General features: G+C 57.1%; 8 protein-coding genes and 1 pseudogene. 6 read left to right on the forward strand and 3 right to left on the reverse strand.

All coding sequences use genetic code 11. From position 1 onward, the window contains the following. Both NHF53_RS21675 and NHF53_RS21680 read left to right on the forward strand, forming a co-directional pair. Positions 1–312 (forward strand): annotated as a pseudogene (locus NHF53_RS21675) (hypothetical protein); the annotation flags it as partial. Positions 313–535: 223 nt separating this feature from the next. Then, entirely contained in the window at positions 536–1,336 is an 801-nt protein-coding gene (locus NHF53_RS21680; protein WP_252836048.1) for a hypothetical protein, read from the forward strand. Here the strand turns inward: NHF53_RS21680 and NHF53_RS24200 are convergent. Next, positions 1,333–2,850 carry an ATP-dependent helicase gene (locus NHF53_RS24200; RefSeq protein ID WP_252836049.1) on the reverse strand — a complete coding sequence of 506 codons (1,518 nt, stop codon included), beginning with the start codon at positions 2,848–2,850 and terminating at the stop codon, positions 1,333–1,335. The two genes, NHF53_RS21680 and NHF53_RS24200, sit on opposite strands and share 4 nt — an antisense overlap. Continuing rightward, positions 2,847–4,517 carry an ATP-dependent endonuclease gene (locus NHF53_RS21690; protein WP_252836050.1) on the reverse strand — a complete coding sequence of 557 codons (1,671 nt, stop codon included), beginning with the start codon at positions 4,515–4,517 and terminating at the stop codon, positions 2,847–2,849. Before NHF53_RS21690 ends, NHF53_RS24200 begins: the two co-directional genes overlap by 4 nt. A 269-nt stretch (positions 4,518–4,786) precedes the next feature. Between NHF53_RS21690 and NHF53_RS21695 the strand changes: the two genes are divergently transcribed. The 3 genes from NHF53_RS21695 to NHF53_RS21705 all read left to right on the forward strand — a co-directional run bounded on the left by NHF53_RS21695 (position 4,787) and on the right by NHF53_RS21705 (position 7,973). Next, positions 4,787–5,953: a hypothetical protein gene (locus NHF53_RS21695; protein WP_252836051.1), complete on the forward strand. Its 1,167-nt coding sequence runs from the start codon at positions 4,787–4,789 to the stop codon at positions 5,951–5,953. A 282-nt stretch (positions 5,954–6,235) separates the two neighbouring features. Next, positions 6,236–6,844, forward strand: a complete 609-nt coding sequence (locus NHF53_RS21700) for a hypothetical protein (protein ID WP_252836052.1) — start codon at positions 6,236–6,238, stop codon at positions 6,842–6,844. Positions 6,845–6,872: 28 nt separating this feature from the next. Continuing rightward, complete coding sequence (locus tag NHF53_RS21705) at positions 6,873–7,973, forward strand: ImmA/IrrE family metallo-endopeptidase (RefSeq protein WP_246648203.1); 1,101 nt, start codon at positions 6,873–6,875, stop codon at positions 7,971–7,973. 223 nt (positions 7,974–8,196) lie between these two features. Here the strand turns inward: NHF53_RS21705 and NHF53_RS21710 are convergent, their stop codons facing one another. Then, positions 8,197–9,351 carry an RHE_PE00001 family protein gene (locus NHF53_RS21710; protein ID WP_252836087.1) on the reverse strand — a complete coding sequence of 385 codons (1,155 nt, stop codon included), beginning with the start codon at positions 9,349–9,351 and terminating at the stop codon, positions 8,197–8,199. A 441-nt stretch (positions 9,352–9,792) separates the two neighbouring features. Between NHF53_RS21710 and NHF53_RS21715 the strand changes: the two genes are divergently transcribed. Beyond that, positions 9,793–12,150 carry a hypothetical protein gene (locus NHF53_RS21715; protein WP_252836053.1) on the forward strand — a complete coding sequence of 786 codons (2,358 nt, stop codon included), beginning with the start codon at positions 9,793–9,795 and terminating at the stop codon, positions 12,148–12,150. Positions 12,151–12,186: the final 36 nt, after the last annotated feature.

Here is a 12,186-nt window from a genome sequence, read left to right on the forward strand (position 1 = left end):
AGCTTATATTCGCGGCTGAACTTCCTTCGTTGCATTCCTTCGCTCCAGTTTCATTGGAAACACCTTAACTCGGTGTCCATGAAACCGGCAGCAGGCCATATTGCCATCGCAGTCGGCGCGCCGACATCGTCAGAGCAATTCGAAAACAATCTGCGCTCTTGCTCCCAAGCCGCGTTCGAGCAAGGCGGGCAGGACGATCTCCTGTTGCTATACTGGCTAGTTCCCAGAACCGCCGAGGCCTACGATTTTATAGATATCTTTCGGCGCCAGCATCGTCCCTTGCCCGGCCTGGTTCCGCTTCTTCTCCGATAAGCTGAGATTAAGCGGCAAACTGCCAGCGTCGCCGAGTTGCGTTGACTGTTCATACGAAGCTCTTGCTTGACCGCCCGACTCAGTGCAGGTTCATATTGAGGTCAGGCACCCATGACTTGTCGCCGAGTCAAACGCCACGGTTCAAATTCTTCCAATTGCCACTGCATCCAACAGCGGTGTGCTGCGTAATCGGCGAACGGCATGCCACAAGCTGGAGATGCCTATGTTTAACCTCACTATCCTTGCGAACACCGCGAATCTCGCTGCCATAAAAGGCGAACTTTTGATTTTGCTACCCGACGTAAAGTCGTCACATCGCTGCGAAGCCCTCGGCAGGGGCTTGGGCTTCGAGAGTTATGCTTCTGCACGAGAAGCCGCGAAACGGAACTCTTTTCCGATCACCGCAAATGGAGCGGCCTTTCGCGACTACCTTGAAAGCCGCGGTTTTGCGGTCAAAGCCAGCGTTTTTTACCAAGCGGTTGCCAAAGTCGCGATCGCGAACGTGGTGTCGGCCAACGAACATCTAAGCGTCTGGGGAATTGGCTACGGCCGGTCGCAGCGAAAGCAGGACGGGAAATGGGAAAGCTCTGAGGAGCGGTATTCCCGCTTTCTGCAAGATCGGTCTGAACTTCTGAGCACGGATGCGACGCGACCATTCCTGGCCTCACTTGCTTTACTTGCGAAGGTGGTCCGTACAAAGACCGTCAGAGAAGGTACGGGCAGCTATTGGGTAAAGCATATCGCCGAAAATTTCGAATGCACATATCCTGAGGGGGAGCTGCTTGGCCCACACTACGTTCCCAATGGCGTCCTCATTGCGGCTGCGATCCATGCAGGTTTCCTAACAAAATCGCACTATGACGAACTTGGCTACCACTCGCTGAATGTGACCTTCAACATGTCCAAACCGTGCTTGGAGGATCTCGACTACGCCATCCGGCCCGACAGTGGTCGCTCTCAGGACCGGCGCCGGGAAGAGGAAAGACGGGCTTTGAAACGGAGCGGGCGACGCCGGTGGGTCTAAAGAGTGAAAAGCGGACTCGGCTTGTCACGGCAAATCACCAGCGTCAAAGTTTTCATCGCCCTGCTCAAACTGACATACAGCAGCCGCCGCTTGTACTCGGTGTCTGCAAACGATTGCTTGTCACACATAATGACCAGCGCGTTGTCGCACTCAAGCCCTTTTGCTTTGTGGACGGTACTGATGCACTTCGCTGGAGGTTGGGGATGGGAAAACGTTCTCCGCCTCGTAATTTCGATAAGTCCTTCAGTGGCGGAAGGGTAACCCCCCAGCTTGACGGCGTCCTGGAACTCGCTTTTCAGATCGATGGTGGCTTTGGCGAAACCTGGCGTCTTCGATGTGATGTGAGTTCGTAGAAGGCTAAGGCCACGACTGATTCCGCGATGGTCTGGCTCATCCAAGATAACGCGGCCAATCGCCTGCAGGTGGGCGGGCATCCCTCTCGCCGGTTTACAGCACCCATCTTGTACCTCTTGCCGCAGCCGCCGGCCATGAAGTGATGCGGAGAACCCGGTGCATGTTTCTTCGACAAACGTCAGCAGCGCTTCGACAATCCCGGATGCCGAGCGCGGGTTTTCTTCGATTGACTTGACCAGCGAGGAAAGTGCCTCACGTCCGTGCCCTTCCCAAATCCGAACTGAACGATTGAAAAACGCGTTCAAATGATTAACACGGTCATTCCCGACGGTGAGTACGAATAGCTGCGAAGTTTTCCGAGTAATCTCTGACACTTCGCGACGATCGTCAGCAGTCATGGTAATGGCCTTGTGGGCGACCGGCGCAGAATTTGCCGCATGCAGCACTGTAAGGCCAGCTGGTAGCATTCCGGCGAGGTTTATCGTCTTGCCGGAGGCAAGTGCCTCTCGCGCTGCAAGCACCCATTCCCCGAGCTCGATCGAGCCCGAACGCCAACGATGGGGATTGGCCAAATGCCCCCACCCCCCTTCGTTTTTGAGCGCTTCCCAACGCTTTATTGCCGCTGAAGTAGTGCCCGCGCCGCCGTAAATGATCTGCATCGGGTCCCCGAGCAATCGGACGCGAGAGCCAGCTCGGTGGATCGCCATGACCGCTGCGTGCTGATCAGCGCTGGCATCTTGATGTTCGTCACAAATGATTATCGGATACCTGAGAGCCGCGGCACGTGCGACATTTCCCGAGCACTCGAGAAGTTGTCTGCACTTGGCAGCGACAACGTCATACGCTGAATTCTCGCGGGCCCAGGACCCTACATCTAACGGAAGATCGAGGGTTCGGTGATACATCGCAGCGATTTCAGTGAGAAAGCTGTCGAGGGTTCGGATTTCAACTCGGTCGAGCAGCTTGCGGGTTCTGTTTGCGAACACTGATCGAGCAGCATGGGTGTGGGTAAGGATCAGCACGCGACCAGCCGCAAGCGAAGAGGCAGCGTCGAGCGCGTAATTGGCGCCCTGAAAGGTCTTCCCGCAGCCGGCCGGTGCCTCGATCGTTGCTAAGGCAACATCGCTGCGGAGAAGAAATGCGACGTCTTGGTCCGTCACAGTGTCAGCTCTCCAGGATGCAGGGCGACCTCACCAACTTCGGCCCGGATTGCATTAAGGAACGGCAACAGGGCTGGCTCAACGAGATGCCACAGCCTTAAGCCGATCATTTTCTCGCACAGCTCCGCGCCACCAGGCAGCGTCTTGAACCACTTCTGACTATGTTTCGACCATTCTTTACCAATCGGCTCGCTGGGCGCTCCGCTCCTGTCACCGGTTGCAGCCTGAACGATCAATTTCCGCAGACTGTCATAAGACCCACATGCGCTGAGTATCGCGCTCTCGCTTTTATCCTGAATAGCAAGACGATCAGCCAGCGTCCGAAGCCGATCTCCGCTCACACCATCGTTGTCGTACGCAAGCGAAAACAGAGATAAATTGGGAACGTGCGCAATGATGTTTTCCTCAAGGCAGCCATTTTGCCACTGAAAAAGCTTCGGACCCGCGGCAGCCTTAAGCTTGGCCCAACGGCCCGGAAATTTGGCTTCATCGTCGCAGAAGCCCCCAACACTGATGCCCGCATCTTTAAGTGCCTCAAGCACGCCAAGCATGGCCTCGTTGCCGCCCCCGTCCACCACTCTTATGCCGTGAACCATATCCTTGCCGTCGAAGACGAGCTTGAGCAGGACCCGCAGGAAGCCGACCTCCGTAATCCCCTCAGCAATGATCGGAACTCTTGAGAGAAATGTCTCCGGATCGCGCGACTGCTGGCGGGCGATCTTATCCTGAGGGAGGCGCCCAACCCGGCCGCTGGCATCGATGTACCAAAGCGCAGCCTTCTTTGCGGCGGCCAAGACGACAGGGCTGTGCGTGGTCACGAAACACTGTTGTTCGTCCACCGAAAGCGTCTCTAGGAGCTGACGCAAGCGGTACGGCTCTAGTCCGCGCTCGATCTCGTCGATCACCGTTAATCGAGTCGATGCTTCCGTCGCTCTGGCAATTTCGAGTGCAGCCATTCGGCGTGTCCCCGCGCCCCAGCTTGTCACCGGAAGCAGCGTACCAGTCTTTTCCGCGAGCAACCCGACAAGTGCTCCGATCGACAGGCCCTGACTACTCGTCAGGCCGATATCAAGGCCACTCGGAAGACCCGCGGCCGCCATCGACTTGTCGAGCGTCTCAAGCGACCGTTGCTCATCATCTGTCATTGCGTTGGATAAGTCAGCCGCTGACACTTCCTTGCTAATTCGAGATTTGAGGTTTCCCTTCGATAGTAACCGATCGAGCGCCGAACCCGATACCAGACGCAGGTCGCGATCGTTTCGATCGTCGTTGGCCAAACGCACGATGCCGACCCTTCGTCGCAGTCCAGTCGAAAGGCTCACTGGTTCCAAGTTCGGCTGGATAATCTGCCAGACGAGGTCCAGATCGGAGGTGCCAACCAGTTGGAAAATATAGACTGGATCTCGCAGCGCCCCTTCCCGCTCGTTGTCTGGTAGCACCGCTTTCTCGCCATCCCATTCCCATGGCCACAAAGCCTGTTGGAAGTTTGCCAGGCCAATATCTTCAGGGAGTGAAATCGTTGCTTCGATCGTAAAGCCGGGCTCCAGTAGCCGATTGTAGTAGTCGGTTTCCAGGAGTTGGACGGCGTTGGTCGGACTGAACAAGAGCGATAGAGCATGAAGAAGCGTAGACTTCCCCGAGTCGCCGCCGCCAATGATGATGTTCATACCCTCAGCCGGCCACCACTCCGTATGGGCGAGGCCACGGAAATTTGAGACTGTCAGACGCCGAACTCTTGGCTGCACTACCATCCGGGATACCGAATCAAATAGAAGAGGATTTCCTTAGGCTGTAGGGATTGCGGATAATATCAAGTCAATTCCAGCGGTATGCCCGGTTGAACCGCTTAGACGAAGAATACTAACAAATATTTCGGCGTTGCCAGGCGGCACGATCCTCTGCCGCCGGGACGATTGAGCTCTAAAACGGGAACCGCATGTTGGACTTATTTGAGCCTCGTCTCCCAGAGGCAAAACTCCACGATCACTTTCGGCTCATCTGCTCGGATCCGACCTATGCAAAGGTCTTACCCGTTATCCAAAGCTGGGCAACCGGCTTGCTGGACCGAAAGGGCGAAAGCCAAAAGTTTATCAAGGAACTTCAATCCACCTTCAATTCCTCAATGTGGGAGCTGTACCTCAACAGAGCCATGGTTGATTTGGGGTGCAGCGTCGACTACTCCAAATCCTCGCCGGACTTCGTGGTTCGTGGACCAGGAAACTACGAATTCAATGTCGAGGCGGTCATCTCCGACCAACCTCCGACCGCCTTGCAACAGAAAACCTTTACTGAGCACGAGTTCAAGACCCGCGGCGCCCTGAAGCTCATTGCAAAAATAAGAGATAAACTGAGCCTCTATCGCGGCGTGAACGGCAAAAAGCATCCCTATTCATCCCTGAGCCACGTGCGTGGCAGGCCGTTTATCATCGCGATAGCGCCATTCGATAGCAACATGTCGCTCTTCCAAAACAACGAGCTTATCAACATGGTCCTATTTGGGATTGCGCCACCCGTGCTGACCGGTCCTGATCGTGGGAAACAAGAAAGGATAGGATCTCTCCTGACGCCATCGGGCTCGCCGGTAGAGATGGGTATTTTCACAAACGACTCCTACAAAGAGATCAGCGCTGTGTTCTTTTCCACCGTGGGTACTTTCGGGAAGGCCGTCGTGGAGAGCGGCATTGAAAGGCTGGTGCGTTCCACCCGATATAGGGTGATCGAGAAGGACAAGATCGAGGCCGGCTCCAAGCAGTGGCAGCTCGGAACGCGTCGGCTTCTGCTCGGTCCTTCCGACTTCCTGACCACACTTCGTTGGGAAAATGGCAGCCAGATCAGCGGCGCGGATATGCACATCCAACATTCGTCTCTACATCGTGAGACACACCTGGACGGACTTCAGGTCTATTTTAACCCATACGCCGAAATTCCCTTCGATCCGACTTTCACTTGGCCATCAGAGGTCGCACTGAATTATTACGACGTCGAAAGCGCAAACCACGTAGCGCCGCATCCTGACGGCGCGCTGGTGTCCCGTCAGGTATTTGAGCCGACCCCTGATTTTCTCCGCGTCCTGCTTGAGTCGAACGCATTTCTCGCAGAATAAGCGCCGCCTTCTTATCCCAGTTACATGCAAATTCTGCAGTGAAGTCTGCAATTGCCTGACATTGGGAATTTACCAGCGGCCTCGGTTGCTGATCAGAAGCGATCTTTTTTGTCATTCAAGCGCCCTCCAATCTCAGCGATTGATTAATGTCATCGCCGATCCACGTCCCATTGCACTGCCACAAGTGAGATGAAGAATTGGCTGCCGGTTTACAAAATAAACACTGGTTGACAGAATCTCAAAAAAGCCCATTATGGCTAGCGATCAAGAGTGGAGCTTTCAGTGGCAAAGATTTATCCGTGGGACTATCATCCAGACCTTACCGAGGACCGGCTTTGTGCAGTTGCGGCAATGATCGTCGATGGTCGCCACGCCGCACTTGAAAGGTACGACGAGGAAGCGGGTGACAACGGTTGGACACACGGATGTCGTGCTTTTCAATTCAGCCGCGCCCGCATTTTGAGAGCGATCGACGGCTCCGAGAGCCCTTGGCTAACGGCAATTGATCGCAGCCTGCAGCTCATCTTCAAAATCGGTGAAGTTCCGGTGCGCATCTACAAGGGTCTGCCGGAGGAGCCTACCGGCCGCACCTTGCGGCAGAGTTACGGTGAGCTTCAGCAACTGGGTTTACTTTTCCCGGATCGCGATGAAGGGCACGATCTTGCCTATCGCTTCGCGATCGAAACAGATGTCGAAGGTACCGTCATCGCTGTCCATTTTGTCGGTCTGCACGGTGAAACAGCTGTCCTCAATTGGAGCGTGCCGTTCGACAACACCCTTGGGTTCACAGGTGCGGTTGGTCGCGAAGCTTCCGAGAGCGTTGAACTTGAGGCACCGCCTGTCGGATTGCGGTCTGATCGAGTCGTTAAGGACGAGAGCGATGATGCTTGAGGCACTGCTTTTATCCGAGAGCTGAATCATGCCTGAACAAGAGACCTTTGACGGCGAACGATTGCGGCTCGCGCGTGTTGCACAAGGACTCACCCTTGACGAGTTGGGTGATCGAATAAGTGCGACACGACAGTATCTCAATCAGCTAGAGCAAGGCACAAAGCTACCGACCGAACAGATGATCGCCGCGCTGGCCGCAGCTGTTGGCGTCACGCCGCGTTTTTTTGCGATGACGACCAAGGGTGGTGTGCGTCCGGAGCAGTGCCACTTTCGTAAACAAAGAACAACGCCTATGTCTGTGGTCAGCCAGGTCCTCGCGCGTGGAACGCTGCTCGACAGGTTCATCGACGGACTCGACCGTGAGCTCGAACTTCCAAGGGTGTCATTCCCTGATATTCATGTCACCAATTCAGCGGAGATCGAGGGGGCGGCCGAGGAGGCACGCCGCGTCTGGAGACTCGGGTCTGGGCCGGTTTCAAGCATGATGCGTGTTGTCGAAAACGCAGGTGCCGTCGTGAGTTTCTTCAGCGGGGTATCGGAGCGCGTCGATGCGCTGTCCATCGATCGTCCTCGACCTATGATCATCAGAAGCGAAGCCAAGCCTGCTGCGGTTCGCCTTAGGTTCGATCTCGCTCATGAATGCGGCCATTTGATTATGCACCGAGGGATTGAGACCGGAGACAAAGCGACAGAAAGCCAAGCCAACCGGTTCGCGAGTGCATTCCTCCTTCCCCGATCTTCTTTCATTCACGAGTTCCCAAGGGGACGGCTTCTAAATTGGCAAGCAATTTATGCCATGAAGCTTCGTTGGAAGGTTTCTGCAGCTGCAATAATCCGACGGGCTTACGATCTGGGAATCATATCTGCGGACCAGTATCGTACCGGCTACATCCATCTTAGCAAAACAGGACAAAAGAAGATGGAACGCCACGACGACGAGATTGCCGCAGAAGAGCCGGAGCTTCTCCAATCTGCAATGGCCGCTCTCGAAAAAGCATTTCCAGGTTCCGTTCGGCGTCTTGCCGCGGAGGCGGGATTGGAGGCAGAAATGTTCTGTAACGTCTCGGGCCTCAAACTTCCTGAGCCAGAGGCGCCGAATCCGAAAGTAATCAATCTCTTTGGCCATTAAGGTCGGCTTGCTGATTGTTGATTTCCCCAGAGATATGACCAGGCAATCGATCACTCCAGCGAAAGCCCGGCGCGCTGTTCACTGAGCTATCGGACCTTGCGGCAATACCTGCTCAAAAAGCCGAGGGCTACTGGGAGCTAGCTTCATCTTGGCGCTTGTCCTGCAGCACGATTAGCAGGCCATGCGCAACGATACGAATTAGCGCGCGATGAGTATGCTCCCTTCAAAGGACACCCCACGCCCGAAACCTCCCCCTCCCCGTCATCTCGCGGAGGCCCAGCTCCAAAACGATCCGCCGCGCCGCCTGCGGCGTGACCTCGAGCGTCTTCGCCACCATCCCGGCCGACACGAGCGGCTTTTCCATGACGAGCTCGACCAGTTCCGGCAATTTTGACGATGTCCGGCGGCCCGCCAGTTTTCGGTCCATCATCGTCTTCGCCAGCGTCAGCCGGTCATGCTCTTTCACGCCGATCTCGGCGGCCGCCAAGAATCCGTGGGCGATGGCCAGCAGCCGGGTTTCCCGATCGCGATGCCGGCGCCGATCCACCGGGATGGTTCTGAGGCCGGTATTGATGGCGGCGAGATGGGCACCGGTGGTGATCCCGGCATGGCGCAACATCGACGCGGCCAGCAGCCGGCCGAGCCAGGGCGCGTGCTGAAGGACAGACAATTCGTTCCAGGCATCTAGGGCAACGATGGTCTGCAGCACCGCCGGCAGGTTTTCCACCTGGCGCAGCACGCCGCGCCATTCGTCGAGCCGGGCATCCTCGTCCCAGTCGAGATCATAGACCAGCGCATCCTTTTCGGCAGCACGGCTGCCCGCGGGGCGCCCCGGCCGCGTGGCATTCTCGATCGCCGCCTCCGACCGCGTCAGCACCGCATCGATGGCGGCATAATCGACGCCGGGCAAATTCTCCGTATCGTCACCATCATCCCCCTCCCCTTCCCGCTCGACCATTTTCGCGGGCTTGGCGTTGCTGTCGTCCGCGGTGCTCTCAGGACCGTCTGATGATCCAGGCCATGCCTGGGGCTGTCGCAGGGTTCGGATACCGTCGGCGGACAGTGCCCAATCCGGCGACTGAGCGGCAATGCGCCGGCGGGTGCGCAGCACGTCGCGGGCGATGGTGAGTTCATGTGTAGGTGTGCGAATATCGCGCGTGGCGTCGTGGAGAACGAGGTCTTCGAGATGGACGAGTTCGCCGTCGATCCACAGCGAGGCGCAGGCGTCGGCGAAGTGGGCCCGCTCGAGGAAGCCCGCGCCGACGGGCGAACGGGCGATACGCTCGTCCAGACGCGTCAGCGAGATACCGGCGCGAAAAGCCGGTTCCATCAGGGCTGGCATTCTGATTTTCGCAAGATCGTAAGCCATTGAAATTATGGTAAATGATTATTTAACAGAACTCTATCGTAATATTACGGTTCCTCACATGGTATGATTGGCGGTTGTAAGCCTAACCATCGATAAGTAACCCTTATCGAACGTCAGCTATTTTTCTCCACTGATGCACCGAGCATTACGATAGTTTCTCGACTTCCTATCCATATGAACGATACGTCGGCATACGCGTTGTGAACTATATTTCACAAATTCCAGCGCTATACGCTGGGAAATTTCGCTCTCCATTGAGCAGTGATCTGAGCATGGTAGGCTCGTGTCGCCACCAGAATTACCTGACAGCAACCCACAGCACCGGCCAAGAGACCGGCGGCAAAGCCGCACCGGTGTCAGTTCGCGTCATATCGCGTCCATCCTTTGTTAAAGGACAACTCCTATCTCCGCTCGCCCTCTGTGTTGGCGCCGATTTAATGGAAAGCGAGCATGTCAAAACCACATCCTTCATCACGTCATTTTCAGCGAAAGATCTCGGCGTTCGGCGAACTGCGCATTGCTCCGACCACGACGAAGCGAGCGACGGAGGGGATCAACTCCTATCTGGTCAGCCTTATCGTCCGCCGTAGGTCGCCCGCACTCGTGAACGGTCGCATCGACTGGACGGAGATCAGCCATACCTGCGGGATTGACGGCGAATTCTCCGACAGTTTGAAGAAGCAGGTCCGTATTGCGTTCGATGCTATTCTCCGGTGGCTCGGCGCTGCACCTGCAGCAGAAGACCTTAGGCCAACGAGGAGCACACCACGAGCAGGCGAACCAGGTCGGAGACGGGCGTCAGCTACAGCGTCATCAACCCGCAAACCACAGCGGATCGGCGATGACACCCGCGAGACCCACTCCACATCGATGCGGAGAGGGCCAAAACCGAAGCCGATCCATCCATTTCCGGATCCGTTGTTCGAAGCGGATGAAGACCCCGCAGAATTCCAGGACGCGCTCGTTTATCACATGCGCCGGTTCGGCGAGAGCTATTGGCAACTTTGTCGCGCCGTCGTTCGCCTGGGAGAGACGTTCGATCCGAAGACCCTACTGTCCTGGATTGAAGGAGACCGCGTTCCCCGATCCGTCGCGAGCGTCGACATTCTCTCTCGTATCGAACGACGATACCGGCTGCCGGCGGGATATTTCAAAGGGAAGTTGCCCCATCAGACGCGCTCTCTTCGTGGTCATGATATTGGAGAAATCAGCCCCGCCGAACGGCGCAGACTGGCGTGGCACCTGCCGGACGATTTCAGCAGCCTGCCTTTTTCGAAGCGCGAGGAAATCCTCGACTGGGTGCGGCGGGTCATCATCTCGGGCTCGACCGATTATCGTCGCTACCAGGCGGCGGCTACCAAACAGCGATACGCCATCCGCTTTCCAGGTGTCACCTATGGCGGAGGAGCGTTGTCACCGCGAGCGACCACGTCGGCGGTGAACGCCAGGCACGATGCTCCGGAAACCTTCGAAGATCCCGATCTCCTGTCTGGCGTCGTCGATGCGCCGCCGCGGCTGGCGATGGAGATGGCGGACCTCATCCGGTTCAAGACCTCGACACTGACGGCGATCGGCTTTCAGCGAAACGGCGTGTGGGGCGACGAAACCGCGTCGCAGAAGATCGAGCATCTCGGTCTGATGTTCGGGGCGCTGGCTGCCTCGCCCGCCGGCATCGTCAGGGGGCGCGGCATCCCGCTCAGCCAGTTGACCTTCGGCCTACTGATCTTCCCGGGCGTCTGGGACTGGTATCTGCAATGGCGGGAGCAGCGCCGTGGCTTCTACACCAAATGGGAAGAGGACATGTTGATGGTCGCGCAGGCTCTCACGCGCTCGGAGGTTGGCTGGATTCGCCAGCATCCCGAGCTCTTGAACAATGTCCGACCGATCGAAGGCCTGATCGCCCCGGAAGAGATCGAACTTGCATCCCGCGACTGGCACGGCGCCTGCGACGCCTTCCATCGGCACGCCGCGAACCGCTCCAAGGAGATCCAGCGTGTGATGCGTGTGCATCGTGATCCCTTCGAGCCGATCATGTGCATCCTGGAGGCGGATAGCCCATTGGCCGAGTATCGCAAGATCACCGACGAGATCGTGAAGCGCATGCCGGATGAAGATCGCTATCCTCGAGCGGCCGCGGAGGCTGTGCGATCCTTCCTGCTGCTTCGGCTCGGCCTGCATCTGGGGCTTCGGCAGAAGAACCTCCGCCAGCTTCGCGTCTGCCCTCGTGGTCACTTGCCGACGTCGGAGCGACGGCTGGAAGACATGAAATGCGGTGAGTTGCGCTGGAGCGATCGGGAAGGCGGATGGGAGGTGCTCATCCCGTCGGTCGCCTTCAAGAACTCTGGTTCGTCCTTCTTCGGGCAAAAGCCCTTCCGGTTGATCCTGCCGGACCTGCTCGATCTCTACAAATACCTCGAGGCGTACATCGATCGCCACCGCGGTGTGCTGCTCGGACCGGCAAAGGATCCCGGCACGCTCTTCGTCAAGACCGTGAAGACGACCAGTCTGGACGCGGCATACGACTCCGCCAAATTCTACGAGGCATGGCGGACGGTGATCCAGCGTTATGGGATCTATAATCCGTACACCGGTCGCGGCGCCATCAAGGGCCTGCTGCCGCACGGCCCTCACAACCTTCGGGATATTCTGGCGACCCATATCCTCAAACAGACCGGGTCGTATGAACAGGCAAGCTATGCGATCCAGGATACGCCTGATGTGGTGCAGCAGCACTACGGTCGCTTCCTGCCTCAGGACAAGGCCGCCCTTGCTGCCCGGATTCTGAATCAGGTATGGGAGGCGGCATAGCGTTCCTTTCGAACCTTGCTGGATATAGCACTTAGC

The sequence above is a fragment of the Ciceribacter sp. RN22 genome (genome assembly GCF_024054295.1).
GTDB lineage: Bacteria > Pseudomonadota > Alphaproteobacteria > Rhizobiales > Rhizobiaceae > Allorhizobium > Allorhizobium lividum.

Bases quoted from the DNA above. Each gene is read 5' to 3' on its own strand.
- NHF53_RS21680 (WP_252836048.1), top strand. From the start codon at position 536: ATGTTTAACCTCACTATCCTTGCGAACACCGCGAATCTCGCTGCCATA.
- NHF53_RS21690 (WP_252836050.1), bottom strand. From the start codon at position 4,517: ATGAACATCATCATTGGCGGCGGCGACTCGGGGAAGTCTACGCTTCTT.
- NHF53_RS21695 (WP_252836051.1), top strand. From the start codon at position 4,787: ATGTTGGACTTATTTGAGCCTCGTCTCCCAGAGGCAAAACTCCACGAT.
- NHF53_RS21705 (WP_246648203.1), top strand. From the start codon at position 6,873: ATGCCTGAACAAGAGACCTTTGACGGCGAACGATTGCGGCTCGCGCGT.
- NHF53_RS21715 (WP_252836053.1), top strand. From the start codon at position 9,793: ATGTCAAAACCACATCCTTCATCACGTCATTTTCAGCGAAAGATCTCG.